The sequence below is a fragment of the Amycolatopsis orientalis DSM 43388 genome, assembly GCF_000411975.1.
GTDB lineage: Bacteria > Actinomycetota > Actinomycetes > Mycobacteriales > Pseudonocardiaceae > Amycolatopsis > Amycolatopsis orientalis_D.
Map to the genome: position 1 here is coordinate 72,628 of NZ_ASXG01000148.1, position 25,688 is coordinate 98,315.

General features: G+C 71.6%; 24 protein-coding genes. 7 read left to right on the forward strand and 17 right to left on the reverse strand.

Annotation, left to right across the window (positions count from 1 at the left end; all coding sequences use genetic code 11):
• Positions 1-6 precede the first annotated feature (6 nt).
• The 7 genes from L942_RS29685 to L942_RS29715 form a co-directional block, all read right to left on the reverse strand.
• Positions 7-1,518: an amidohydrolase family protein gene (locus tag L942_RS29685; RefSeq protein ID WP_037366934.1), complete on the reverse strand. Its 1,512-nt coding sequence runs from the start codon at positions 1,516-1,518 to the stop codon at positions 7-9.
• Entirely contained in the window at positions 1,502-2,977 is a 1,476-nt protein-coding gene (locus tag L942_RS29690; protein ID WP_037366937.1) for a chlorohydrolase family protein, read from the reverse strand. The genes L942_RS29685 and L942_RS29690 overlap by 17 nt, the downstream gene beginning before the upstream one ends.
• A complete protein-coding gene (locus tag L942_RS29695) occupies positions 2,977-4,023 on the reverse strand; it encodes a sugar phosphate isomerase/epimerase family protein (RefSeq protein ID WP_037366941.1) in 1,047 nt (348 codons plus the stop codon). The genes L942_RS29690 and L942_RS29695 overlap by 1 nt, the downstream gene beginning before the upstream one ends.
• Complete coding sequence (locus tag L942_RS29700) at positions 4,020-4,733, reverse strand: hypothetical protein (RefSeq protein ID WP_051166340.1); 714 nt, start codon at positions 4,731-4,733, stop codon at positions 4,020-4,022. The genes L942_RS29695 and L942_RS29700 overlap by 4 nt, the downstream gene beginning before the upstream one ends.
• Positions 4,734-4,816: 83 nt before the next feature.
• Entirely contained in the window at positions 4,817-6,082 is a 1,266-nt protein-coding gene (locus tag L942_RS29705; protein WP_051166341.1) for an MFS transporter, read from the reverse strand.
• A 164-nt stretch (positions 6,083-6,246) separates the two neighbouring features.
• Positions 6,247-7,572 carry an NtaA/DmoA family FMN-dependent monooxygenase gene (locus tag L942_RS29710; protein WP_200862965.1) on the reverse strand — a complete coding sequence of 442 codons (1,326 nt, stop codon included), beginning with the start codon at positions 7,570-7,572 and terminating at the stop codon, positions 6,247-6,249.
• Positions 7,573-7,588: 16 nt separating this feature from the next.
• A complete protein-coding gene (locus L942_RS29715) occupies positions 7,589-8,704 on the reverse strand; it encodes an LLM class flavin-dependent oxidoreductase (protein ID WP_037366948.1) in 1,116 nt (371 codons plus the stop codon).
• Between the two features lie 218 nt (positions 8,705-8,922).
• On the opposite strand from L942_RS29715, the gene L942_RS29720 reads away from it, so the two are divergent.
• Positions 8,923-10,128, forward strand: a complete 1,206-nt coding sequence (locus L942_RS29720; RefSeq protein WP_037366950.1) for an IS110 family transposase — start codon at positions 8,923-8,925, stop codon at positions 10,126-10,128.
• Positions 10,129-10,280: 152 nt separating this feature from the next.
• The gene (locus L942_RS29725; RefSeq protein ID WP_037366952.1) at positions 10,281-11,147 is read left to right on the forward strand and encodes an aminoglycoside phosphotransferase family protein; all 867 of its coding nucleotides are present in this window, start codon (positions 10,281-10,283) and stop codon (positions 11,145-11,147) included.
• 6 nt (positions 11,148-11,153) lie between these two features.
• Here L942_RS29725 and L942_RS45600 read toward each other — a convergent pair whose 3' ends face one another.
• Both L942_RS45600 and L942_RS29735 read right to left on the reverse strand, forming a co-directional pair.
• Positions 11,154-11,933: a nitroreductase/quinone reductase family protein gene (locus L942_RS45600; RefSeq protein ID WP_235079482.1), complete on the reverse strand. Its 780-nt coding sequence runs from the start codon at positions 11,931-11,933 to the stop codon at positions 11,154-11,156.
• A gap of 25 nt (positions 11,934-11,958) precedes the next feature.
• Positions 11,959-12,981, reverse strand: a complete 1,023-nt coding sequence (locus L942_RS29735; protein ID WP_037366955.1) for an LLM class flavin-dependent oxidoreductase — start codon at positions 12,979-12,981, stop codon at positions 11,959-11,961.
• A gap of 98 nt (positions 12,982-13,079) precedes the next feature.
• On the opposite strand from L942_RS29735, the gene L942_RS29740 reads away from it, so the two are divergent.
• The gene (locus L942_RS29740) at positions 13,080-14,051 is read left to right on the forward strand and encodes a quinone oxidoreductase family protein (RefSeq protein ID WP_037366957.1); all 972 of its coding nucleotides are present in this window, start codon (positions 13,080-13,082) and stop codon (positions 14,049-14,051) included.
• Positions 14,052-14,053: 2 nt separating this feature from the next.
• Here L942_RS29740 and L942_RS29745 read toward each other — a convergent pair whose 3' ends face one another.
• Genes L942_RS29745 through L942_RS29760 form a run of 4 tightly spaced genes read right to left on the reverse strand, consistent with a single transcriptional unit; the run spans position 14,054 to position 18,991 of the window.
• Positions 14,054-15,637, reverse strand: a complete 1,584-nt coding sequence (locus L942_RS29745) for a dipeptide ABC transporter ATP-binding protein (protein ID WP_037366960.1) — start codon at positions 15,635-15,637, stop codon at positions 14,054-14,056.
• A 3-nt stretch (positions 15,638-15,640) separates the two neighbouring features.
• Complete coding sequence (locus L942_RS29750; RefSeq protein ID WP_037366962.1) at positions 15,641-16,465, reverse strand: ABC transporter permease; 825 nt, start codon at positions 16,463-16,465, stop codon at positions 15,641-15,643.
• On the reverse strand, positions 16,458-17,432 hold the full coding sequence (locus L942_RS29755; RefSeq protein ID WP_326929366.1) for an ABC transporter permease: 975 nt from the start codon (positions 17,430-17,432) through the stop codon (positions 16,458-16,460). Before L942_RS29755 ends, L942_RS29750 begins: the two co-directional genes overlap by 8 nt.
• Positions 17,414-18,991: an ABC transporter substrate-binding protein gene (locus tag L942_RS29760; protein WP_037367078.1), complete on the reverse strand. Its 1,578-nt coding sequence runs from the start codon at positions 18,989-18,991 to the stop codon at positions 17,414-17,416. The genes L942_RS29755 and L942_RS29760 overlap by 19 nt, the downstream gene beginning before the upstream one ends.
• A gap of 323 nt (positions 18,992-19,314) precedes the next feature.
• Between L942_RS29760 and L942_RS29765 the strand changes: the two genes are divergently transcribed.
• Positions 19,315-20,535: an MFS transporter gene (locus L942_RS29765; protein WP_037366965.1), complete on the forward strand. Its 1,221-nt coding sequence runs from the start codon at positions 19,315-19,317 to the stop codon at positions 20,533-20,535.
• A gap of 4 nt (positions 20,536-20,539) precedes the next feature.
• Here the strand turns inward: L942_RS29765 and msrA are convergent, their stop codons facing one another.
• Both msrA and L942_RS29775 read right to left on the reverse strand, forming a co-directional pair.
• On the reverse strand, positions 20,540-21,040 hold the full coding sequence (msrA, locus tag L942_RS29770) for a peptide-methionine (S)-S-oxide reductase MsrA (RefSeq protein WP_037366967.1): 501 nt from the start codon (positions 21,038-21,040) through the stop codon (positions 20,540-20,542).
• A gap of 38 nt (positions 21,041-21,078) precedes the next feature.
• Positions 21,079-21,966, reverse strand: a complete 888-nt coding sequence (locus L942_RS29775; RefSeq protein ID WP_037366970.1) for a LysR family transcriptional regulator — start codon at positions 21,964-21,966, stop codon at positions 21,079-21,081.
• An 84-nt stretch (positions 21,967-22,050) separates the two neighbouring features.
• On the opposite strand from L942_RS29775, the gene L942_RS29780 reads away from it, so the two are divergent.
• Together L942_RS29780 and L942_RS29785 are read left to right on the forward strand one after the other, a co-directional pair.
• Positions 22,051-22,908 carry an EamA family transporter gene (locus L942_RS29780; RefSeq protein WP_037366972.1) on the forward strand — a complete coding sequence of 286 codons (858 nt, stop codon included), beginning with the start codon at positions 22,051-22,053 and terminating at the stop codon, positions 22,906-22,908.
• Positions 22,909-22,931: 23 nt separating this feature from the next.
• On the forward strand, positions 22,932-23,558 hold the full coding sequence (locus tag L942_RS29785; RefSeq protein ID WP_037366974.1) for a DsbA family oxidoreductase: 627 nt from the start codon (positions 22,932-22,934) through the stop codon (positions 23,556-23,558).
• A gap of 12 nt (positions 23,559-23,570) precedes the next feature.
• Here L942_RS29785 and L942_RS29790 read toward each other — a convergent pair whose 3' ends face one another.
• Entirely contained in the window at positions 23,571-24,059 is a 489-nt protein-coding gene (locus L942_RS29790) for a hypothetical protein (protein ID WP_037366976.1), read from the reverse strand.
• Between the two features lie 187 nt (positions 24,060-24,246).
• Between L942_RS29790 and L942_RS29795 the strand changes: the two genes are divergently transcribed.
• The gene (locus L942_RS29795; protein WP_051166342.1) at positions 24,247-24,708 is read left to right on the forward strand and encodes a nuclear transport factor 2 family protein; all 462 of its coding nucleotides are present in this window, start codon (positions 24,247-24,249) and stop codon (positions 24,706-24,708) included.
• 57 nt (positions 24,709-24,765) lie between these two features.
• On the opposite strand, the gene lepB is transcribed toward L942_RS29795, so the two are convergent.
• Positions 24,766-25,650 (reverse strand): signal peptidase I, encoded by an 885-nt coding sequence (lepB, locus tag L942_RS29800; protein ID WP_037366978.1) that lies wholly within the window; start codon positions 25,648-25,650, stop codon positions 24,766-24,768.
• Between the last annotated feature and the right edge of the window lie 38 nt (positions 25,651-25,688).

The following is a 25,688-nucleotide window of genomic DNA, read 5'->3' on the forward strand; positions in this document are numbered from 1 at the left end:
CCGCGGTCACTCCTCGAACGGGACGGGCGAGGTGAATCGCTGCCGCGTCACGCCCCAGGCAGGCGGCGTGACGAAACGGTCCAAGCCGCCGCGCTCGCGGATGAGCGCGGCTTCTTCCGCAGCCTCGGCCAGCACCGCGTCGGCGTCCATCGTCAGCACCCGGCGATCCCGCATCAGCACCCGGCCGCCGACGACAGTGGTTTCGACGTCCTGGCCGCCGGCCTTGTAGACGAGGTCCTGCACCGGCATGTGCACCGGCCACAGGTGCGCCTGCCGGGTGTCCACCACGATCAGGTCCGCCGCCTTGCCCGGCTCCAGCGACCCGATCTCGTCCGCCCAGCCCAGCGCCCGTGCCGCTTGGACGGTGACGGACTCCAGCAGGGTGCCCGGCGGCAGCAGGTAGACGTCGCGCAGCTGCAGCTGGGTCAGCGTCTGCGCCTGCCGCATCGCGGCGAAGAGGTCGAACGACGACATCGGCGCACAGCCGTCGGTGGTGATCGCGACCGGGACGCCCGCGTCCATCAGCTCCGGGACCGGGCACCGGCCGCGCAGCGCCCCGACCACGACGCCCGGCCCGTGAGTCACCGCGGTGCCGGTCTCGGCCAGGATCGCGACCTCGTCCGGGCTCAGGCCGAAGCCGTGCTGGAAGTGCACGTCCGGGCCGAGCAGGGCGTTCGGGTCCTGCTCGTGGGCGAGCCGGATCATGCCGCCGAACGCGTCGGTGTGGATTCTCGTGCCGTGGCGGCGGGCGAGATCGCGCACCAGTTCCGACTGCAGCCGGTCGGACGGCGTGAGCGTGGTCGTCTGGTCCGGCGGCAGCGGCCCGCTCGGGCTCAGCGACGGGACCATCGTGTAGGGCGTCACGTACACCCGGACGCGGCCGTCCGCACCGCCGTGCCAGCGGCCGACGGTGGCTTCCGCGCCGGCCATCATCTCCTCCAGTCCGACCGTGTGCGAGCGCTGGATTCCGTTGTCCCACCACCGGGTTTCGCGCGGCCACGGCTGTCCCGCCGGGCCGACGCCGAGCACCAGCCGCATCCCGCTCGCCGCGTAGGCTTCGGCGTGCGCGTTCCCCATCTCGGGCACGTCCGACCGCGGCTGGGAACCCAATACGGACACTCCGGTGGTGACCCCGAACCGGATCCGTTCCATCGCCGCCAGCGCCGCGTCCGCGCGCCAGTACTCCGCGGACGTGTGCTCGAAGTACGCCCGGGTGGCGATCCGCATCCACCACGAGAGCGAGTCGACGCCGATCGTTTTCATCAGGGCGTGCCCGCCGTGGCCGTGCGCGTCGATCAGGCCGGGCAGCACGGCTTTGCCGCCGCAGTCGATGACCTCGTCGCCGAGGTACTCGGCGGCGACGGCCTCGGCGGTGTCCACCGCGAGGATCTTGCCGTCGTCGATGGCCACCGCGCCGCGTTCGAGGACGCGCCGGTCGGCATCGAGGGTGATCACGGTCGCGTTGGTGACCACCAGCGCGATCCGGCGGGGCGCGGTGCGTTCAGCGACGGTCGGCATGACGTTCCATCCGGAAGGAGGGCGGGAAGAGTTCGTGCTCGGGGCGGCGCAGGCGGTCGCGTTCGGGATAGCTCGCCCGGTACTTGTCGTGGATCGCCTGTGCCTGGGCTCGGGACCGCTCGTGGTCGACGCCCACGACCCGCCCGTGCTCGACCGTCGTCCGCCCGGCGACCACCACTCGGCGCACGTCGCGGCCGTTGCCGTTCATGACGAGGCTGCGGATCGGGTCGTCGACGGGGCCGAAATGCGGGGCGGACAGGTCGAACGAGACCAGGTCGGCCTGCGCGCCGGGGGAAAGGCGGCCGAGGTCGGCGCGGCCCAGCGCGTGCGCGCCCCCGAGGGTGGCGGCCCGGTAGAGGTCGGCGGCGGATCCCGCCGATTTGACGCGTTCGACAGCCTTGGTGAGGACCATCCCGGTGTCCATCGCGCGGACCATGTCGGGCGGGGCGGTGTCGGTGCCCATCGCCATCGCGACGCCGTGCGCCCGGTAGCGGTCGAAAGACTCCAGCACGACGCCGAAACGGGCGACCGCCATCGGGCAGAAGACCACCGTCGTGCCCGACCTGGCCAGCCGGTCGAGGTCCGCGTGCCCGGAAGCGGGCAGCTGGCTGTGCCCGTCGACGGCCCAGGCGTGCGGGATCGCGGTCCGCGGCCCGAGGAAGCCGATCGCGTCGAGATACTCGATCGGCCGCAGTGCGTGGCGGTGCGCGATCGCGTCCACTTCGGACAGGGTTTGGCCCGCGTGCAGGCGGATCGGCCAGCCGTTGTCGTCGCTGGCTTCTTTCGCGCGCTGGAGCAGCCCGGTCGTCTGGTTTTCGACGCGGGAGGGGAGCAAGGCGGCGCGCACCAGCCCGTCCGAGGCGCCGTCGAAGTCCTGCGCGAACCGGACCGCCTCGGCCAGGCCGTGCTCCCCGAGCGCGAGATCTTCGAAGACTCCCGGTTCGCCGCGGGCGTCGACGATCGGCACCGACGCCCGGAAGCTGGGCCCCAGATAGACCCGGAGGCCGAGCCGCGCGGCGCTGGCGGCGGCCGCGGCGAGGTCGTCGTAGTTCTCCGCCCACGAGGTGTAGATCTCCGACGCGATCGGCATCGCGGTGGTGATGCCGTTGAGCAGCAGCTGCTGGAACGCCAGCTCCCGGATCGTCGCGCGCTCCCCGGGGGTGAAGACCTCCCTCCGGCGTCCGACGTAGTCCTCCGACCAGGCCAGCCCGGACGCGAGAGCGGGTGGCTGATGGGTGTCGAAAACGGCGTGGTCGATGTCCCCCAACGCGTTCAGGTCCACGAAACCGGGACCGACGAGCGCGTCGCCCTCGTCGATCTCGACGTCCGCGGTCCCCTCGAACGGGCTGCCGGCGTGGACGATCCGGTCGCCGTCGTAGACGACCTCGCCGTGCTCGTGCACGACGTGGTCCTGCCCGTCGTGCGCGACGACGAACCGGGCGTTGATCCGGGTGCGCATCAGATGGTCTGCAGTTCGTGCGCCAGCACGTGCCGCAAGTAGCTCGCGGTCTTTTCGATGAACCGGAGTTGTTCCGCCTCGTCGCACGGGTGGCTCAGCAAATAGCCGGTCGCCGGGATCTCTCCGCGTTCGGCGCGTGCGGCGTACTCGTCAGTGAGCCGCAGGACTTCCGCGAGTTCGGCGTCGGTGAGGTCGGGATGCGCGGCGAGCCACGCCGGGTCGTTGACGTGCACCGGCATGACGGTCCGGTCGCGCGAGTTTTCAATGGACAGCGTGAGTTCCGGATTGTGTGCGGCGAGGACGCGGAGGATTTCGCGCCAGTCGAAGACGCCTTCGCCGCACGGCGCGAGCATCCGGCCGATGCCGTAGTCGGTGCGCATCAACGCGACGTCGCGGACATGGCTCATCCGCGTGTAGGGCGCGACACGCCGGGCCGCCGCGACCGGATCTTCCGCGCGCGCGATGACGTTGGCGGTGTCGAACGTGATGCCGACGGTGTCCGGCCCGACGGCTTCGACCAGCCGGACCACCTCGAACGAAGTGATCTCCTCGTGTGTCTCGACATTCAGGTGACATCCCAGGTCGCGGACCGCGGGAGCGAGCTGCCGCAGGAACTTCTCGGTCGCGGCGAGCTGATCGGCCCAGGACACGTCAGTGCGGAACCGGTCGAAGACGTAGTAGCCGGGAAGCTTCGGCTTGTAGTTGGCGGTTCCGACCCACAGCTCGCGGCAGCCGATCTCGGCGGCCGCGGTCATCATCAGAACGATCCCGCGGGCGTAGTCCCCTTCGCCGAGCTCACGCACCTCGGGCGCTTCCGCGTTGGCGTACGGATTCACTTTCGCCAGGCCCAATTCGAGGTACATGCCGAGCCGGTCCGCCTCGGCGCGCAGTTCGCGCAGCACGCCCCGGTCCAGCGTCGGGGTGACGTCGAGAATGGTGCGGAAGAAGATCCCGTCCATGCCGATTTCGCGGGCGCGGCGCAGCCGGTCGACCGCGCTGCTGTCCGGCGCTCCCGGCAGTTTCCTTCCGTCGACGCCGATCTTCATCGAGAGTGCTCCTTGTCTGCGCGGCCCGGGTCGGCCGAGCTGGTAGGGACCGGATGGTGGCACTTGGCGGTCACCGAACCGGTCGGGCCGGGGAAGCTGCGGCTCGCCGGGAACGAGGCCGAGCACTCGGGCCGGCCGTGGCCGACCGGGCAGCCCGGTTCGAACGCGCAGCCGCCGGTCGGCGCGTGCACCCGCTCGGGTGCGCCGGCGAGCAGCGCTGCGAGATAGCGGTGGCGCGGCCGGGAGAAGAGCTCCTCGGCCGGCCCGCGCTCGACGATCCGGCCGGCGAGCAGGATCTGGACCGTGTCGCAGGTCTGGCGAAGCAGGGCGAGGTCGTCGCTCACCAGGACGAGCGGGGTGTCGTGCTCCGCGAAGGTGCGGCGGAGAAAGGCGGAATCGGTCGCGTCCGGGCGGGCACCGGCCTGGTCGACGACGACGGCGCGGGCTCCCTGCGCCAGGGCGCGGCGGAGCTCGTCGTGCTCGAGCGTGCCCGTCAGCAGGTGCGCCCACTTCCGCTCCGCGAGCCCGCAGAGGTCACCGTCGTTCTCGACAGTTCCGCCCGTGACTGTCTCGCCGGATGCGGGCTGACCGGCGAGCGCCCTGGCGAGTGCGCTCGTTCCGGACGCGCGACCGCCGGCTATCCCCAGGCGCTCGCCGGCGCGCAGGTCGAAGTTCACGTCGTCGACCAGGGCGCCAGACCGGTCCCGCACCCGCACTCCGCGGACCCGGGCGACCGTCCGGCGGCCGGACACCCGGGGACCGGGAGAAGCGGGGAGGTGGTGGGCTTGCGGGGTCACCGGTCGGCCGGCGCCGGACGGCGGAAACCGAGGAACGCGGCACAGGCCAGTGCGACCACGACCGGCACGGCGGCGATCAGCAGGATCGGCCGGGCGCCGAAGGACGCGGCGATCAGGACGCCGCCGACGGCCGGTGCGACGATCGAGCCGACCCGGCCGACGGCTGCGTTCCAGCCGATGCCGGTAGCGCGGGCGCCCGTCGGGTACAGCGTCGTCGCGACGGCCATCTGCCCGTTGCCGTTGGTGATCGTCCCGGCTCCGGCGATCAGCAGCGCCACGAGCACTCCGGCGTGCGTCAGCTGGGCCACGCCGAGGACCGCCAGCGCGGCGATCCCGAAGCAGCTGGTGACGACCTGGGTCCGGGCGGTGCCCAGCCGGGTCGAAAGCAGGACCAGCACGAGCGTGCCGAGGATGCCGCCGAGGTTGTACATCGCGATGCCGAGCGGCGCTTGGACGGCGGTGAAGCCGTAGTCCTTCAGCAGCGAGGGCACCCAGCTGTTGATGATGTAAGTGGTCAAGAACGCGACGAAGGCGAAAACCCACAGCACCGCGGTGAAGACGCGCAGGCGGGGAGTGAAGAGCTGGCTGACCGCTGCTTCGCGGCGGCGGACTGCGGCATCGGCCACGGCGTCGGCGGGCAGCGCGTTCGGCATCGGGTGCAGCATCAAAGCACCCGCGACCACGAAGGGCAGCGCGCCGGCGACCCAGAAGACGCCACGCGCGCCGAGCGAGGAGATCAGAGAGCCGCCGACGAACCCGCCGACCGTCGCGCCCACCGCCAGGCCGAGCGTGGTGAGGACCGCGACTCGTTCCCGCAGCCGCGCCGGTGCGTGCGCGGACCCGAGAGCGATGGCGACCGGCAGCACCGCGCCCAGCCCGAGCCCGGTGACGAACCGCAGACCGGCCAGCAGCGGGATCGAGTGCATCGGCAGGGTCGCCGCCACCATCAGGGTGAACAGCCCGTACCAGGCCACGCCCAGAAGCAGGAAGCGCTTCGGCCCCAGCACGGTGCTGAGCCAGCCGGACAGGACGTAGCCGGCCACCGCGCCGAGGTTGGTCAGGACGAGCGCGAGGCTGAAATCGGCGGGCGAGACGTGCCATCCGGCCGCCATCTCGGGCAGGGAGAAGGCCAGGCTGACGGTGTCGAACCCGTCGAGCAGGACCGCGAGGAACGTCAGTGCGGTGAACGACCACAGCACGCCGGGGCGCACCCGTGCGTCTGGTCCGGACCGCTGAGCGAGGCGGCTTTCTTGCGCGGACATCTTCGTCTCCTTCGGCTGGTCGTGTGAGTTTCGGCCAGCGCGAGATGCCGCACAAATGCCTAATGCCGGGTCCGCCATAGCCTGATGGGCATAGAGTGGCGACCGGCGCCGGGACGAAAAAAACCGGCCGCCCGGGCAGAGCAGCCGGCTTTCGCGGGCAGGGTTCAGGAAAGCCCGAGGTGGTCCCGGAGAGTAGGCCCGCTGTAGTCCTCCCGGAACACCCCCCGTTCCTGAAGCCGCGGCACCACCTGGTCGGCGAACCGGTCCAGCCCGCCCGGCGTCACGTGCGGCACCAGGATGAATCCGTCCGACGCGTCGGCCTGGACGAGTTCGTTCATGGCGGACGCGACGGTCTCCGCGGAGCCTATGAAGTTCTGCCGTCCGGTGACCTCGATGATCAGTTCCCGGCTCGAGAGGTGCTTCGCCTCCGCCAGCTGCCGCCATTCGTTGGCGGTCGCGATCGGGTCGCGGTGCATCCGGACGCTCGCGCGGCCCTTCGAGATCAGGTCGCCGACCACCGGGTCGAACGACGGGAGCGGGCCGTTCGGGTCGTGGTCGCTGAGGTCGGTGTTCCAGAGCTGTTCGAGGAACTTGATCGCGGTCTGTTCGCTGACCTGCTGCAACCGGACTTCGTGGGCGAGTTCGTGCGCCTCGGCGTCGGTGTCGCCCAGGACGAAGGTGGCGGCGGGCAGGATGACCAGTTCGTGCGGGGAGCGGCCGTATTTCGCCAGGCGGCCCTTGACGTCGGAGTAGAACGCCTGCCCTGCTTCGAGCGTGCCGTGCCGGGTGAAGATGGCGTCCGCGGTCGCGGCGGCGAATTCGCGGCCTTCTTCGGAATCGCCGGCCTGGATGGTGACCGGGCGGCCCTGCGGGCTGCGCGGGACCGGGAAGCGGCCGGAGATGTCGAAATGCTCGTCGTGGTGCGCGAAATCGCCGCCGCGGTCGGCCAGGAAACGGCCGGATTCCCGGTCCGCCAGGAGTTCGTCGCCGCGCCAGGAGTCGAAGAGCTCCCACGCGGTCCGCAGGAACGTTTCGGCGCGGGAGTAGCGCTGGTCCTGCGGCAGGAAGCCGCCGCGGCGGAAGTTTTCGCCGGTGAAGGCGTCCCAGGACGTGACGACGTTCCACGCGGCCCGTCCGGCGGAAAGGTGGTCGAGGGAGGCGAATTGCCGCGCGACCTCGAACGGTTCGTTGAAGGTGGAGTTGATGGTGCCGGCCAGGCCCAGGCGGTCGGTCACCGCGGCCAGCGCGGACAGCACGGTGAAGGTGTCCGGGCGGCCTACGACGTCGAGGTCGTAGATCTGGCCGTTCTGTTCGCGCAGCCGGAGGCCTTCGGCGAGGAAGAAGAAGTCGAACTTCGCGCGTTCGGCCGTCTGGGCCAGCTTGACGAACGAGCTGAACTCGATGTGGCTGCCCGCTTCGGGATCGCTCCACACGGTGGTGTTGTTGACCCCGGGGAAATGCGCGGCGAGGTGGATTTGCTTGGCGGTCATGGAAATCTCCCGGGACTCAGGCGGCGTAGCGGTTGGCCGGGCGCGGCAGGCCGAGCAGCCCGCGCAGGGTCGAGGCCTCGTAGCCGGTGCGGAACGCGCCCCGGTCGCGCAGTTCGGGGACCAGGGCGCGGGTGACGGCGGTCAGGTCGTGCGGCAACGCCCCGGGGCGAAGGCGGAACCCGGTCAGCCCGGCGGCGTGCCAGTCGAGCAGGAGATCCGCCAGCTGGGCCGGGGTGCCGGTGAAGACGTGTGCGTCCGAAGCGAACTCGGCGCGGTCGTCCAGGCGGGCTTTGCGGTCGGCGGCGGCTTGTTCGGTCTCGTCGAGGAAGATCACGAGGTCGGCGAAAACCTGAAGGGGCGCACCGATCTCGTCGATGATCGACGCGGCGTGCGCGCGGTCGGCCGGGGTCACGTACACGACGTCGGCCTGGCGGGCGGCGAGGCGGTAGGCGTCGGGGCCGTGCGCCAGTGCGGCGACGATCGGCTGGCCCTGCGGCGGACGCGGCGTGATGGACGGGCCTTTGACGGAGAACCAGCGGCCCTCGAAGTCGATGTAGTGCAGTTTGTCCCGGTCGATGAACCGGCCGGTGGCGACGTCGCGGATTTCGGCGTCGTCCTCCCAGCTGTCCCACAGCCGGCGCAGCACCTCGACGTAATCGGCGGCTTCCTCGAACAGGTCGGCCGCCTCGGGCGGCGTGCGGCGGCCGAAGTGCTGGAACTCTTCGGGACGGCTGGAAACCTGGACGCGGACGCCGGCGCGGCCGGTGCTGACGTAGTCGAGCGTCGCGATCGCCTTCGACAGGTGGAACGGCTCGGTATGGGTGACGACCGCGGTCGGGATCAGGCCGATGTGCGACGTCAGCGGCGCGATCCGCGAGGCCAGCAGCACCGCGTCCAGCCGGGTCTGCGCGCGGTCGGCGCGCGCGGTCGGTTCGCTGGGATCGCGCAGGGAGAGGAAGTCCTCGAAGGTGACGAAGTCCAGGTGCGCGGCTTCGGCTTCCTGGACCAGGCCGGTCCAGTACCCGGCGGTGAGCAGGTCGGCCGGGCGGGCGTCCGGTTCGCGCCACGCCGCAGGGTGCCAGCCGGCGCCTTCCAGCGCGACGGCGAGCCGTGGTCCGGTGTGCCCTGTCATGCTGCGTCCTACCTTCTTTGTTGGGTCTGAACTGGTCATTCGTAGGATCGGTGGGCCCTGGGGCTCCGGGTATGGCTCTCATGCTGTCGCTGTTGGCAAGGCTGAAAGGACTTGGCCGCCCGGGCCCCCGCGACGACTCGACCGCTCATTGGGATATGCGTGGATCGCTGTGTAGGACACCGTCGGCGTGGTCGTCTGCGGGTGAACTGTTCTCGTGAATGACGGAGGCGGTCGTGCCCCGGATCTGGGCTGGCGTGGACATCGGCAAGGAACACCACCACTGCGTGGTGATCAACGACAACGGCGAGCGGCTGTTGTCCCGGCGAGTCCGCAACGACGAAACCGAACTGCTGGCCTTGATCGCCGACGTCGCGGCCGTCGACACCGATGCGCTGTGGGCGATCGACCTGAACAGCGGCGGCGCCGCGCTGCTGATCGGCCTGCTGGCCAACCACGACCAGGAACTGGTCTACATCACGGGTTTGAAGGTCCACCGAGCTGCCGGAACCTGCCGGGGCGAAGGGAAAACCGACGCGAAAGACGCGTTCGTCATCGCCGACCAGGCCCGCGTCCGCCGCGACCTCGGCCCGTTGCGGGCCGGGGACGAGATCGCGGTGGACTTGCGGACCCTGACCAACCGGCGCACCGACCTGGTCTGCGACCGCACCCGGGCGATCAACCGGATCCGCCACCAGCTGCTGGAGTACTTTCCCGCGCTGGAACGCAGCCTCGACCTGTCCCGCAAAGGACACCTGCTGCTGCTGACGGAACACCAGACCCCGGACGGAATCCGGAGACTGGGCGAGCAACGCCTGACCCGCTGGCTGCGCCACCGCAAGGTCCGCAAAGCCGAATCGGTCGCACACGCGGCCGTCGAAGCCGCCGCCGCGCAGCACACCACGCTGCCCGGCCAGAAACTCGCCGCCGCGATGGTCGAACGGCTGGCCAAAGGGGTGATCGCCCTCAACACCGAAATCGCCGAGATCGACGCGATGATCGAGGAACGGTTTCGCCAGCACCGCCTTGCCGAAGTGATCCTCACCCTGCCCGGTTTCGGCCCGACCCTCGCCGCGGAATTTCTCGCCGCCACCGGCGGCGAGACAACCGCGTTCGGCTCGGCCGACCGGCTCGCCGGCTACGCCGGCCTCGCCCCGGTTCCCCGCGACTCCGGCCGCATCCGCGGCAACCTGCGACGACCTCGCCGCTACCACCGCGGCCTGCTGCGCGCCTGCTACCTCGCCGCCTCGGCCAGCCTGCCCAACTGCCCGATTTCCAAGGCCTACTACCAGCGCAAACGCGCCGAAGGCAAACGACACGAACAAGCCCTGCTCTGCCTCGCCCGCCGACGCCTCAACGTCCTCTGGGCCATGCTCCGCGACAACGCCCGCTACCACGATTCACCCCCGATCCCGGTAGCTGCCTGACTTGACAATCCCCATTGGGAAGTCCTTTCCCCGTGGATGCCAGCAGTGTGGCGCGGACCCCGGCGCGCGGGCGACGGTAACCAGCGTCTGGGACAGTCCGCGGAAACGGGAATAAACCGGTTGCCCGCTGTCGCGCCGACGCGGTTTGCTCGATGCCGATGAATCGGATGCACGCCGACGAAGCGGACATCGACGACGACCTGGTCCGTCGCCTCGTCGCGGCCCAGTTTCCGCGGTGGGCCGGGCTGCCGGTCGCGCGGGTCGCCTCGTCGGGGACGGAAAACGCGATGTTCCGGCTCGGCGACGAGCTGGTGGTGCGGCTGCCTCGGCTGGCACGCGCGGCCGCCGAGATCGGCCGCGAACAGCGCTGGCTGCGGTGGCTCGCGCCGCGGCTGCCGGTCGCGGTGCCCGAAGTGCTGGCCGGAGGACGGCCGGGCGAGGGTTTCGCCTGGAACTGGTCGGTGCTGCGCTGGCTGCCCGGGGCCAACCGGGATTTCGGCGACGCGCAGGTGGCGCGCGACTTGGGCGCGTTCGTAAAAGCGTTGCGCCGCCTCGACCCTGCCGGCGCGCCGGAAATCAGCCGCGGCCGCCCGCTGCGCACCCGCGACGTGCCGACCCGGGAAGCGATCGCGCAACTGGGCGGAGACCCGGCGTATGTCGCGGCGTGGGAGAAGGCGCTCGCGGCACCGGAATGGACCGGGAATCCGAGGTGGCTGCACGCGGATCTGTCGCCGGGAAATGTGCTGGTCGACGATGGCGGCCTGAGCGCGGTGCTGGACTTCGCCGGGGTGGGCGTCGGCGATCCGGCGGTGGACGTGATCCCGGCGTGGAACACGTTCGCGGCGGCGGAGCGGGAGGTGTTCCGCGAGGCCGTGGAGGTCGACGACGCGACGTGGCAGCGCGGCCGGGGCTGGGCGTTGTCGATCGCGCTGATCCAGCTGCCGTATTACCGCGAGACGAATCCGGTGCTGGCGGCCAACGCGCGGCGCACGATCGAGGCCGTGCTGTCCGACTCGTGAGCGGCCCTAGTCCAGGTCGATCCGGATCGTCAGCAGGTCGGTGCCGAACGCCTGGACCGCGGCGCTGTTCAAGCGGGGCAACGCCTTCAGCCGCGCGCGGGCGTCGTCGTCCGGGAGCAGCAGGGCGGTCCCGCGCAGCCAGCGGCCGTGCAGGCGCAGCCGGATGCGCGGGTCGGCCTGGATGTTGCGCACGTACTGCGACCGCTCGCCGAATTCCGACACCAGCCAGAATTCCCGCCCGACGCGGCGTCCGCCGATCGGGGTCCGGCGGGGGAGGCCGGAGCTGCGGCCGGTGGTTTCGAGCAGGGTCTGGCCAGGGAGCCGCGACAGGACGGGGTTCCCGAGTTTGCGCTGGAACGTCGTGACGATCTGGTGCTGCAGGTCGCCGGGCCGCGCCGCCCCGGCAGCCTGCCGCAAGCGCGCCGGAATGACGAGTTCGTGGATCGGCGCTGCCAAGGCCCAGAGCTGGCGGGCCGGGAACCGGTCGTAGCCGACCTCAGTCGTCCAGTGCACCCGGTCCGAGTCGAGGTGCACGATGTTGCGCGTCGTCAGCAGCGGCGACGGGGCTTCGAGCACGACCCGGTCCGGCGCGGCCGAAGCGACGGTCCAGCCCAGCACCCGGTCGGGTGCCAGGCGGGTGGTGAGGCCGAGGGCGAGCCACCCGGCGCGCAGGAAGGTCCGGAGCGGCGGCGGAGCGTCCTCCCAGACGGCGCGGGCCCACGCGAGGGCGTCGCGCCGGTCTCCGGCAGGACGGGCAATGTCCACTGTGGACGTGAAATCCGGCACCCCGCCACGCTAGCATCCGCGGCCGTCAGGACGCCGGTTTCCAGCCCAGCTCCGGGCCCAGCCGGGTGGCCAGGTCGGTGAGGATCTGCACGTAGTCCTCGTGCTCGAAGGTGAACGGCAGGGCGAAGGCGACCTCGTCGATCTCGCGGAAGGCGGCGTGCCGGTACAGCTGCTCGGCGATCTGCGCGGAAGTGCCGACGTAATCGGGCGAGAACAGCAGGCCGGCCGGGCCCTGCGGAGTTTTCGTGCGCGGCAGGCGTTGTGCCGCGTAATCCTCGTACTTCGCGCGCTGCTCGGCGGTGGCACTGTCGGTCGGAATCACCACCAGGCCCTGCGAAACCCGCGCCTGCGCGCCGTCCGGATGCTGCTCCCGGAACGCCCGCACGTGCGAGAGCTGGATCTTCTCGAAATCCGTCGAGCCTTCCTCGGCGCGCACGACGCTGCTGGTCAGGTAGTTCATCCCGGCTTGCCCGGCCCAGGCCGCCGACCGGGTGCTCGCGCCGCCGTACCACATCCGGCCGGCCAGGCCGGGCGAATGCGGCTGGACGCGGTCGGAGAACGTCTCGATGCCTTCGACGCCGCTGAACGTCGAAGCGGGCTCCCCGCGGATCAGCGACAACAGCCGCGAGACCCGGGGGTAGCCGAAGTCTTCGCGGTCGCCGGTGTCCGGGTAGAGCGCGGCCCGCACGTCCTCGTAGTGCATCGGCGGGCTGACGCTCACGCCCGGGTTGAGCCGTCCGCCGGACAGGACGTCGACCGTCGCCAGGTCCTCGGCCAGCCGCAGCGGGTTTTCCCAGCCCAGCGGGATGACCGCGGTGCCCAGTTCGATCCGGCTGGTCCGCTGGGTGGCCGCGGCGAGCACCGCGACCGGCGACGAGATGCCGTACTGCAGGTGCCGGTGGCGGACCCAGGCGCTGTCGAACCCGAGCTGCTCGCCGAGCTCGAGCACGCGCAGCGTGGATTCGTGGCCCGGCCGCGGGTCGGCGCCGTCGAACAGGCCGATCGTCAGGAAACCCAGTTTGCGCAGCGGTTGCGTTTCGCTCGGCACGGCGATCCTTCCTCGGGTGGACTGAGCCGGAATAACCGCGGACCGGCCCAGGTTGTTCCGGCTCGCTGACACACACCTGACACGGGGGAGCACCCACGATGCGCGCTTTGTCCATCACCCGCTACGGCGGTCCGGAGGTCCTCGAGGAGATCGAGGTGCCCGAGCCCGTCCCGGGCCCGGGCGAAGTGACCATCGCGGTCTCGCACGCGTCGGTCGGGCTGATCGACGCGCTGATCCGCCGCGGCACGCTCGCCGAGTACGACTACGCGCCGAAGCCGCCGCTGGTGCCCGGGCTCGAGGTCGCGGGCACGATCCGCGCGGCCGGACCGGACAGTGGCTTCTCGGTCGGGGACGAGGTCGTCACGCTCACCTTGCCCGGAATGGGCGGATACGCCGACGTCAAGCTCGCGCCCGCCGGCCTCGTCGTGCCGCTGGCGGGCACCGGGGTGGAGCGCGCGCAGGCGGTCGCCGGACTGGCGAATACCGTGACGGCCTACCTTTCGCTCACCGAGGCAGTGCGGCTGCCGAAGGACGCGCGCGTGCTCGTGCACGGAGCGCTCGGCGGTCTCGCCTCGGTGTATCCGGAGGTGGCGCGGCTGCTCGGGGCGCGCGAGGTCGTCGGCACGGTCCGGCGGCCCGAGCAGGTCGAGGCGGCGAAGGAGCTCGGGTTCGACCGGGTCGTGCTGTCCGGGGACCTCGGCGCGGTGCAGGACGAGCGGTTCGAGATCGTCGTCGACCCGGTGGGCGGCGACCTGCGGATCGCCTCGCTGGACCTGCTCGCGCCGATGGGACGGATGCTCGTGGTCGGCAGCGCGGGCAGCGAGACCGCGCCGATGGTCGACTCGAACGCCGTGTGGGGCAAGAACATCGGCGTCGTCGGGTTCAACGTGGGCGGCTTCCTGGCCGCCGACCCCGCGCCCGCCCGCCCCGCCGCGGACGCCGTGCTCCCGCTGTACACCGAGGGCCGCATCCGGCTGCCAGTCACCGTCCTGCCGATGGCGCAGGCACGCGAGGCGCATCGCCGGATGGACGCGGGCGAGGCGGTCGGCCGGCTGGTCCTCGCCAACTAGCCTCACGCGCTGACCTGCTCGCCGCCGGGAATCGCGGCCAGCAGGTCGCGGGTGTACTGCTCGCGCGGCCGCCGCAGGACGTCGTCCGCCGGGCCGGACTCCAGCAGCTCGCCCTGGCGCAGCACCCCGACCTGGTCGGCGATTTCCCGCACCACGGCCAGGTCGTGCGTGATGAACAGGTAGGTCAGGCCGAGTTCGTCCTGCAGCTCCACGAGCAGCTTCAGGATCTGTGCCTGCACCGAAACGTCCAGCGCGGACACCGGCTCGTCGAGCACCACGAGATCGGGCCGCAGCGCCAGCGCCCGGGCGATCGCCGCGCGCTGGCGCTGGCCGCCGGACAGCTCGGCCGGTTTCCGGCGCAGCACCGACGACGGCAACGCGACCTGGTCGGCCAGCTCAGCGACCCGTTCGGCCCGGCCGCCGACGCCGAACGCGCGCAGCGGTTCGCCGATCACGTCGGCGATGGAGAAGCGCGGGTTCAGCGAGGCGTACGGGTTCTGGTAGACGAGCTGGAACCGGCGGCGCAACCGGCGCAGTTCGGCGGCCGGCAGCCGGGTGATGTCCTTGCCGTCGAACCTGATCGTGCCCGCGGTCGGGGTTTCCAGGCCGACCGCCATGCGTGCGGTGGTCGTCTTGCCGGAGCCGGACTCGCCGACCAGCGCCAGCGTCCGGCCGCGGGTGAGCTGGAAGGACACATTGTCGACGGCTCGCACCGAACCGGCCCGCGCGGAGGCGAAGGTCTTCGAGACCGATTCCACGGACAGGAGGACTTCGGGGCCCTCCGCGCGGCGCGGCCGGAGCGGTTCGCGGCTGAGACTCGGTGCGGCGGCGAGAAGCCGTCGCGTGTAGTCCTGTGCCGGCGCGGCGAGCAGCTCGCGGGCCGGTCCTTCCTCCACCAGCCGGCCTTCGGACAGCACGGCGATCCGTCCCGCCCGGTCCGCGGCGACGCCCAGGTCATGGGTGATGAGCAGGATCGCGGTGCCGTCGTCGGCGGCCAGTCCCGCCAGGTGGTCGAGGATTTCCTTCTGCACGGTGACATCGAGCGCGCTGGTCGGCTCGTCGGCGATGATCAGCCGCGGTTCGCCGGCGAGCGCGATGGCGATCAGCACCCGCTGCCGAAGACCGCCGGACAGCTCGTGCGGATACTGCCGCGCGCGCAGTCCCGGCCGGTCGACCCCAGCCCGGCGCAGCAGGTCGACCGCGCGGGCGGCGGCCTCGTTCCGGGCGGCCAGCCGGTGGATCAGCAGCACCTCGGCGACCTGCTCGCCGATCCGCCGGACCGGGTCGAGCGACACCGTCGGATCCTGCGGCACGAGCGCGATGCCGGTGCCGCGCACCTGCCGCCAGTCCTTTTCGGACAGTGCGGTCAGGTCGCGTCCGGCGAAGGCGATCCGGCCGCGCCGCACCCGTCCGCCGCGGGGGAGCAGCCCGATCGCGGCGTGTGCGGTGGTGCTCTTCCCGGAACCGGACTCGCCGACCACCGCGACGATCTCGCCCGCTCCCACCCGCAGGCTCACGTCCCGTACGGCAGGGACCACGCCGCCCGAGGTGCGGTACGAGACCGCCAGCTCGCTGATCTCCAGCACTTGTCAGCTCCGTTCGCCGTCGAGAGCCCGGGACACGCGGTTCGCGGCCAGCACGACGGCCGCGACGGTCAACCCGGGGAACGTGGTCATCCACCAAGCGGTGGCCAGGAAATTGCGTCCGCCGGCCACGAGCGCGCCCCACTCCGGCGTCGGCGGGCTCGCACCGAATCCGAGGAAGCTGAGCGCGGACACCTCGAGCACCGCGGTCCCGACCGTCACCGTGGCCAGCACCAGCACCGGTCCGAGCGCGTTGGGCAGCACGTGCCGCCCGAGCACTCCGGCCCAGCGCACGCCCGATGCCCGGGCCGCCTCCACGAACACGCCGGAGCGAACTCGCAGCACCTCGGCGCGCATCAGCCGGGCGAACGCGGCGAGGTTCGCGACTCCGACGGCGATCGCGACGTTCGTGGTGCCGAACCCCAGCGCGGTGACCAATGCCAGCGACAGCAGGATCGCCGGCACCGCCTGGAGGACGTCCACGATCCGCATGACGACCGCGTCGAGCCAGCCGCCGCGGAACCCGGCGAGCAGCCCGAGCGCCGACCCGGCGGCGAACGCGACGAGAACCGCGAGCACGGTGGCGCGCAGGGACAGCCCGGCCCCGTGCACGACGCGGGCGAACACGTCCCGGCCGGTTTCGTCGGTGCCGAACAGATGACCGAGCGACGGGCCCTGGAGCCGTTCGGACGGGACGCCGGTGATCGGGTCCTGACTGGTGAACAGCGTCGGCGCGAAGGCGGCGATCAGCACTAGGGCGAGCAAGAGCCCGGACAGCACCAGGCCGGGCCGGCGCAGGAGAAACCGTTGCGGCAAGACAGCTTCAGACATGCGCGGGCACCTCCTTGCGCACGGACACCCGCGGGTCGAGCAGCGGGTACACGAGGTCGACGACCAGGTTGAGCACCACGAAGAAGAACGCGGCGAGCACGATCACCGCCTGCACCACCGGCACGTCCTGCGCGGTCACCGCCGCTGCGGTCACCCGGCCGAGCCCGTCGCGCGAGAACACGGTTTCGGTCACCACCGAACCGGCCAGCAGATTGCCCGCGACGACGCCCACCAGCGTGAGCGCGGGCAGTCCGGCGTTGCGCAGCGCGTGTCCGAAGTGGACTCGACGGCGGCTCGCCCCCTTCGCCCGCACCACTTCGATGTACGGTTCGGCGAGCTGCGTCCGCAGGCTTTTCGCCAGCACCTGCGCGATGATCGCCCCGGTCGGCAGGGAAAGCGTGACCGCGGGGAGGATCAGCGACGCGAATCCGGTCGAGCCGAGCGCCGGGAACAGCCGCAGCTGGAACGAGAACAGCTGGATCAGCAGCAGCCCGACCCAGAACGTCGGCAGCGAAGTGCCCAGCGGCGGCAGCGAAAGCAGCAGCTGGCTCACCCAGCGGGTGCGGGTGAAGGTGCCCAGCACGGCGATCCCGCCGCCGAAGACGATCGCGAGCAGCAACGCCAGGCCGGAGACGGCGAGCGTCGGCGGCAACGCGGTGAGGACCTGGTGCGTCGCGTCGTCGCCGGTGGCGACCGAGGTGCCGAAGTCGCCGTGCAGCGCGGCGAGGAGGTGCTTGCCGTATTGCACGAGGACCGGATCGTCCAGCCCGTACTCGGCGCGCAGGGCGGCGATCTGCTCCGGCGACGCGCTCGGCCCGCCCTCGGCCGAGCCGAGTTTGGTCAGCACCGCGTCGCCGGGCAGCAGGTACAGGATGACGAACGACAGCGTGAACGCCGCCCACAGCACCACTACGGCCTGCAGAAGGCGGCGAAGCAGCGGGAAGCCTTTCACGAGCCCGAAACCCACGCGTCGAACAGCTGCAGCCGCGAGGACGCCTCGAACCCGACGTCGTGCGCGTTCGGCCCGACGCCGAGCACCTGGGTCAGCTCGAACACCGGGATCGAGTAGGCCTGCTCCACGATGGTCCGCTGCGCCTGTTCCGCCGCGGGCTTGCGCTTCGCGGGGTCGACGGTGGCGGACTGTTCGGTCAGGGACGCGTCGAGCGGGTTGTCCGCGGGCAGCTTGCTGCGGTTGTTCGTCTTCGTGGAGAACTGCTGGCGCAGGATGTCCGGGTCGGCGCGGGTGACGTTGTACCAGAGGAAGTCGTAGTCGCCGGCCTGCTGCAGCCGGGTGACCTCGGCGTTGGTGTGCAGCTCGATCTTCAGGTCGAAGCCGATCTTGCGCAGCTGCTGCTGGATCAGCTCCAGCACGCTCTGGTTCTGGTTGAACACCGCGGAGAACAGCACGGACGCGGTCAGCCGCTGGCCGTTCTTCGTCCGGATGCCGTCCGGGCCGGGGAGCCAGCCGTCGGACTGCAGCAGCGCCTGCGCGCCCGCCGGGTCGTAGGCGAGTTCCTTCGACAGATCGGTGTACAGCGGCGTCGCGGAGCCGAGGATGCTCGTGGCGGGCTTGTAGTTCGGGGTGAGCACCGTGCTGGTGACCTCCGGCCGGTTCACGCCCTTGAGCACCGCTTGGCGCACCTTCTGGTCGGCGAGGACGCCGCGCGTGGTGTTCGCGTGCAGGTTGAACACGATGCCCGGGTTCGGCCGCACCGGTTCGGTGAATCCGTTGCCGGAGAACTGCGGTTCGTCCACCGGCTGGACGTCGGTGATCGCGTCGAGCTGGCCGGACGTCAGGCTGCCCGACCGAACGCCCGGCTCCGGCACGACCCGGAAGTCGATTTTGTCGACGTACGCCTCGCCCTGGTGCCGCCACAACGGCGAACCCCAGTGGTAGCCGGTGCGCTTGCTGAGCACGATGTCCTGGTTCGGCTTCAGGCTGGTGAACACGAACGGACCGGAGCCGATCAGCCCGGTGCCCTGGCAGCGCTGCTCGGCGGTGTGCCGGAACGCCGCGGGCGCGAGCACGCCGAGCGACATCGTGGAGCTGGCCTGCAGGAACTGCGCGCTGGGCTGGCTGAAGTCGAGCCGGACGGTAGCCGGGTCGACCACCGTCGCGCCGCGGTAGGCGGCCAGGTAGCTGGACCCGAGCAGCGCCTTCGCGCCGAGTGCCTTGATGCCGTCGAAGCTGGTCTTGACCGCGGCGGCGTCCACCGGGGAGCCGTCGGAGAACGTCGCGCCGGAGCGGAGATGGAAGGTGAAGCTCGTCGAATCGGGGCTGACCGTCCAGCGGTCGGCGAGCCACGGCGTGATCGCGCCGGTCTTCGGGTCCTGGTCGGTGAGCGAATCGACCAGCTGGCGGCCGACGTTCACCGAGGCGTTCGTGCTGACCTGCTGCGGGTCGATGCAGTCCGGATTGGACGAGATGCCCAGCCGGAGCGTGCCGCCCGGGCGCGGGGGACCGGCGTCCTGCGGGCTGGCCCCGCCCGCCGTGCCGCACGCGGCGAGCAGCAGCGGAAGGGCCAGTGCGAAGGCGAAACGGGACCGCGCGGGAGCGGGGCGCGCGAGCCGGGACGGGGTGTGGCGGGGCACGGAGTTCCTCCAGCGGGGACGGATCGGATGCGTCCAGCTCAACCGTTCGCGGCGGTTCGCTGAAGCCCGTCCCAGCAGGTGAACCGGCGTCCCGCGATCCGGCCGCGGGCGGGGATTCCGGTTGACGGGCAAGGGAAAGCGTGGCCCGCGCCCGCGTGATAACCGGCGGGGGTTTGTTCGGCGAGCAGGTCCGGAGAGCGGGAGCCCGCGCCGGTGTGCTGGAAAAACCGGTTGCGCGGCGGAGAAGACTGGCGGACATGGCGGGGCGGGGTGGGAGAGGGCCGGCGTGGGTCCGGCTGCAAGCGGTGGCGGTGTCCGGTTCGACCTGCGAAGGGCTTTTGCTTGCCGCGCTGCCCTTGCTGGCCGTTTCGATCACCACCGACCCGCGTGCGGTGTCCTTGGTGAACGTCGCCGGCCAGGCGCCGTGGCTGCTGCTTTCGCTGTTCGCCGGAGTGGTGATCGACCGGGTCCGGCGGACGACCGTGCTCGCCTCCGCCTACGCGGTGCAGATCGCCGCCGCGCTCGCGCTGGCGGTGCTGGGCTCCACCGGTTCGCTGACCCTGCCCGCACTGCTGGCGGTGGCCTTCGTGCTCACCACCGCGCAGGTTTTCGGGGACGGCGCGGCGGGCTCGGTGGTCCCCGAGGTCGTCTCGCCGGATCAGCTCAACATGGCCAATTCCCGGCTGCAGGTGATCGACCGCGGCCTGGTCCAGTTCGTGGTGCCGCCCGCAACCGGGCTGCTGATCGGGATCAGCGCGGGACTGCCCGCGTGGCTGGCGGCCGTCGCCGCGCTCGCGGCCTTAGTGCTGGCACGCGGGATTCCCTCGGCGAAACCGGTGCGCACGCCCGCGCATCCGCTCAAGGACGTGACGGCGGGGCTGCGTTATCTCGTCGGCACGCCGCTGCTGCGGTCGATCACCGTCACGGTCGCGCTGGGCTCGTTCGCGGCGGCCGCGGGCAACTCGATGCTCGTCCTCTACGCCACGAAGGAACTGCGTCTCGCCCCGTTCGGCTACGGCGTGCTGCTGGCCTGCCTCGCGGTCGGCTGGGTGGCGTCGTCGTTCTTCGTGGACCGGTTCGTGCGGCGGTTCGGCGACTCGACGGCCATGCGGATCGCCCAGGCGTGCGCGGTGCTGAGCCAGCTGCTGATCGCGGTCGTGCCCCCGTGGCCGGTGCTGGTCGGCGCGGTGCTGGTCTTCCTGACCGGGACGACGCTGATCTGGAACGTGTGCTCGCAGTCCAGCCGCCAGCGATTCACCCCGTCGGAGCTGCTGGGCCGGGTGCTGACCAGCCACCGGGCGCTGGCCTGGGGCCTCACCCCGCTGGGCGCGCTCGCCGGCGGGTTCGTCGCGGTGCACTGGGGCTTGCGCGGGGTGTGGGTGATGGCGGCGGCGGTCCAGCTGCTCGGGACGGCGCTCGTGTGGCGGCAGCTGTCCCCGGCGGCGTTCCGGGAGGCAGAGGCCGCGATGGCGCGCTGAGCCGTCAGGCGCGTTTCGGGAGTTTCCAGCCGGGGCGGGGGAAGTGGCAGGTGTAGCCGTTGGGGTAGCGCTGGAGGTAGTTCTGGTGTTCGGGTTCGGCTTCCCAGAAGTCGCCGGCGGGGGTGACTTCGGTGACGACCTTGCCGGGCCAGAGTCCGGAGGCGTCGACGTCGGCGATGGTGTCTTCGGCGATGCGTTTCTGCTCGTCGGTGGTGTAGAAGACGGCGGAGCGGTAGCTGGTGCCGATGTCGTTGCCTTGCCGGTTTTTCGTGGTGGGGTCGTGGACCTGGAAGAAGAATTCGAGCAGGGCGCGGAAGTCGGTCTGTTCGGGGTCGTAGGTGACTTCGATGGTTTCGGCGTGGGTGCCGTGGTTGCGGTAGGTGGCGTGGGGGACGTCGCCGCCGCTGTAGCCGACGCGGGTGGCGGTGACGCCGGGCTGGTGGCGGAACAGCTCCTCCATGCCCCAGAAACACCCGCCGGCCAGAATCGCTTTCTCTTCCGCCATGTCGCCTCCTCCGTGCTCGAACCGCTTCGCCTGCCATGCTAGTCGCCGGGCAGCAGCCCGAGGACCAGGGCGAGCGGCGGCCACGCGTCCCGCCCGCCCCGAGTGCAGGCGAACGCGCGCAGCCGGACGTCCGGCCCGGTCAGCGGCAGGACCGCGACGTCGGGCCGGGTCGGCCAGGACTCCGGCAGCAGGCCGACCCCGCCGCCCGCCGCGATCAGGTCCTGCACCAGGTCCAGGTTGTCCGCGCGGTGGGTGAACCGCGGCGAGAACCCGGCCATCGACGCCAGCGTGCCGACGACGGTTTCGTCCGCGCCGTTGCGCGAGTTGCCGATCCAGTCCCGGTCGCGGAACGCGGTGAACACGTCCAGGGTTCCCTTGCCGCGCAACGGGTGCGCGTCCGCGCGCGGCACCGCGAGACCCCACGGTGCGGTCCACAGCGGACGGACGGCGAGTGACGGGTCGGCGGTCGCGGGCGCGAGGTTGTAGTCGTAGGTGAGCGCGAGATCGATGTCGTCGGTCCGCAGCTGCGCCAGCGCTTCGGCGGGTTCGTGCTCGCTGATCACCACGCGGACCCGCGGATGCCGCTGCGCGAGGAGGTCCGCGACCGGGAGCACCGCGTGCCGCACCCCGGTCCCGAACCCGGCGACGCGCACGGTTCCGGCGGGTTCGGCTTCGGGATCGAGGTCGACCCGGGCCGCCTCGACCGCCGCCAGGATCGTCACGGCGTGCTCGGCGAGCCGCCGTCCGGCCGGAGTCAGCCGTACCCGGCGGCCGTCCGGCTCCAGCAGCGCGGCACCGGTTTCCTTGGCCAGCACCGAGATCTGCTGCGAGACGGTCGAGGTTGTGGTTTCGAGCACGTCCGCGACCGCGCGCATCGAACCGAGCCGCGACAACTCGAGAAGGAACTGCAGCCTGCGGGTGTCCATGACCCGATTGTTCAGGATTTCCGGACGATACGTCCAGCATTGGCACGTGGACACGAACGGTCCGGATGCGTTCTCCTGGAAAGCGTGCTTCCCTCCACTCCCCGCGCCGGCGCCGTCCTCGCCGTCGGCGCCATGCTGTCCGTCCAGCTCGGACTGGCGGTTTCGGTCAGTCTCGCGAACCAGATCGGGCCGGCCGGCGTCGCGTGGCTGCGGCTGGCCTGGGCCGGCGTGCTGCTCCTGGTGCTCGTGCGGCCGCGCCCGTCGGCGTTCCGGCGTCCGGCGTTGCTGGCGTGTGCCGTGCTCGGCTTCGCCACGGCCGGGATGACGATCCTGTTCATGGTCGCCGCGACCCGGCTGCCGCTGGGCACGGCGAGCGCGCTGGAATTCCTCGGCCCGCTGACGGTCGCGATCGTCCGCGGCCGGAGCGGCGCCCGGGCGTGGCCGGTGCTGGCGGCGGCCGGGGTGGTGCTGCTGACCCAGCCGTGGCAGGGCGGGACCGACTTGGTCGGCGTCGGCTGCGCGCTCGCCGCGGCGGCCTGCTGGGGCGCCTACATCGTGCTGACGCAGCGAGTCGGCGACGAGGTGTCGGGCCTGCGCGGGCTGGCGGTGTCGATGCCGGTGGCCGGTCTGGTCGCCACGGTGGTGCACGGTCCGGCGGTGGCCGACCAGGTGACGTGGCCGCTGCTGCTCGCCGGGCTCGGGCTCGCGGTGCTCGTTCCGGTGGTGCCGTTCAGCCTGGAAATGATGGCGTTGCGCCGGTTGACGACCTCGGCGTTCGGCACGCTGATGAGCCTGGAACCGGCGATCGCGCTGGTGCTGGGGCTGATCGTGCTGCACCAGGCGCCGAATCTCGCCGCGGTGGCCGGGATCGCCTTCGTGGTGGCCGCCGGCGTCGGCGCGGAACGGACCGGGGCGCGGGAACCGGTGAAGACCGCCGTCTAGCCGGCGCGCTCTACGCTGGCGGCATGCAGGTGGAAATCTGGAGCGACGTCGTGTGCCCGTGGTGCTACCTCGGGAAGGCGCGGTTCGAGAAGGCGCTGGCCGGATTCGAGCACCGGGACGAGGTGACCGTCACTTACCGGTCGTTCGAGCTGGACCCCGGGAAGACCGGGACCGAGCCGCTGCTGGACATGCTCACCGCGAAGTACGGTCCGCAGGCCGCCGAGATGGAGCAGCGGGTCGCCGGGCTCGCGGAGGCGGAAGGACTCGGCTACCGGACGGACCGGGAAATCGGCAACACCTTCGACGCGCACCGCCTGCTGCACCTGGCTCGCGAGAAGGGACTCGAGACCGAGATGGTGTCGGCGTTGTTCCGCGCGAATTTCGCCGAAGCTCGCGACGTGTTCACTCCGGGGGTGCTGGCCGACGTCGCCGAGGAGGCCGGCTTGCCGCGCGCGGAAGCCGAAGCGGTGCTGGCGGATTCGTCGCGGTACGCGGACGCGGTCCGGGCCGAAGAGCGGGAAGCCGCGGAACTGGGCGCGGGCGGCGTGCCGTTTTTCGTGCTGGGACGGCGGTTCGGCGTTTCCGGCGGACAGCCGGTCGAGGTTTTCGCGCAGGCGCTGGAAAAGGCCTGGGAGGCGGCCGCCGGGTGATCGGTTCGCTGGTCAGTCGGACCAGGTGCTGAGCCGGTTGAGCAGTCGTTCGAGCACCTCGGGGTCGGCGGTGACGGGTTCGCCGGAGACGGGTTCGTCGACGAGGGTGCGCCGGTCGCCGCGGCGGGGCAGCCGGACCTGTCCGGCGGAAATGCCGCCGGGCAGGGGGAGTTCGCACCAGGTGGTGCGGCCGCGGTCGCCGGTGCGCACGCCGATCCGTTCGTCGCGCGGCGGGTTCGGGGCGACGAGGTCGTCGTCGACCTCGACGACGAGCCGGTCGCCGCGCAGCTGGAGCCGGACGGTGACGAAGGCGGGCGCGGACGGGCTGCTCTGGTCGACGACGTCGCCGACGAGCCGGACCGCGGCGTGCGTGACCTGCTCCAGCATCGCCAGCAGCGACCAGTCGGTCAGGATCAGGCGGACGAACAGCTCGGTGCACGGGACCGCGCTCGGCTGCGCCACCAGCCGGAGGTCGTCCACCTGGGTAGTGCGCGTGCTCAAGCGTCACCTTCCTCCTCGGCGAGCGGTCCGATCGGCCGGGACCGTGCGGGCATCATGCCACCGCCGCCGGACCGCGCTGCGGCGGGAGGGCGGTGTCCGGGAGAACCGCAGGTCACCGGGCCGGGCGTGCTTCCGGCCGGCGGGAGCGCTCGGCCCGCGTCCACAGTGGAGCTCCTAGGCTGGCCGCATGTCGGCAGAATCGGCCCGGTGGGCGATCCACGATCTGATCATGACCTACGCCGCTCGCATCGACGCGGGCGATCTCGCCGGGGTGGGCGAGTTGTTCCGCGAGGGCACGCTGCACAGCGGCGGGCGGCGTACCGGGCGGGAAGCCGTGGAGAACTGGTTCCGCGACATCCTCATCCTCCACCCCGACGGCACGCCGAGGACCCGCCACGCGACGACGAACGTCCGGATCACAGTCGACGAGGACGACGACACCGCCTCCGCGCACAGCTACTTCACCGTTTTCCAAGCCGCGGCGGAGCTTCCGCTGCAGCCGATCGCGGCCGGGCACTACGACGACAAGTTTCTCCGGCGCGGAGACGAATGGCGGTTCGCGGAGCGGACGCCGGTGCTGCACCTGACCGGGGACCTGACCCGGCACCTCCGGCTGGACGTGCTGCGGGCGGCCAGCCCGGGAGGGTGACCGGGTGGTCCAGACCGCGCCAGGCGGCTGCCCCGAAAGGCGAGCGGCTCGGGCAGGTCACTCCTGCTTGCTCAGCTTCCGCCGCAACCCCCGCCCGGCGGCCAGCGTCGGGAAGGCCAGCACCGCGCCCGCTCCGAGCGGGATTCCCTGCTGCCACGCGGGAGCCCCGAGCGCGGCGGGCGCGGCCTGCGGGTCGTGGTCGCTGACGCCGCCCCACCGCGACGGCGGCAGGACGATCACCCGGGCCTTGCCGATGACGTCGTCCACCGGAACCGTGCCGTTCAGCCCGCCGCCGCCCTGGCAGCGGGAGTCGCACGAGTTCTCGCGGTTGTCGCCCATCACCCAGAGGCTTCCCTTCGGGACGGTCACCGGGGCGAACGTCTGGCGCGCCGTCGGCGGCTGCTCCAGCCAGTGCACGTACGGCTCGTCGAGCGGCTTCCCGTCGACCAGCACGCGGCCCTGCGGGTCGCAGCACTGGACGGTCTGGCCGCCGACGGCGATCACGCGTTTCACGAAGTCGCGTTCGTCCGGCGGTGCGAAGCCGACCAGCGAACCGAGGCCGCGCAACGCCTTCGTGAAGATGTTGCCCGGCTCCTGCGGGGCGATCTCGTTCGCGCTCCACGACTGCGGGCCGCGGAACACGATGACGTCGCCCGGCGCGGGGTCGGTGAAATCGTAGGTGACGCGGTCGACGACGACCCGGTCGCCGAAACAGCCGTCGCAGCCGTGCAGCGTCGTCTCCATCGACGCCGACGGGATCAGGAACACCTTCGCGACGAACTGCTGGATCAGGATCGTCAGCACCAGCGCGATCCCGATGAGGATCGGCAGCTCCTGCCAGAACGGCCGCTTCCGGCGGCCCTTCGTGCGCGGTTCCTCCGCGTCCGGACGGTCGGATCCGGGCTCGCCGGGGGCGGGGACTGGGGGGATCGGGTCGGCCACGCCGTCAGGCTACCCAGATCCGCCCGCCCGGCGGCGGA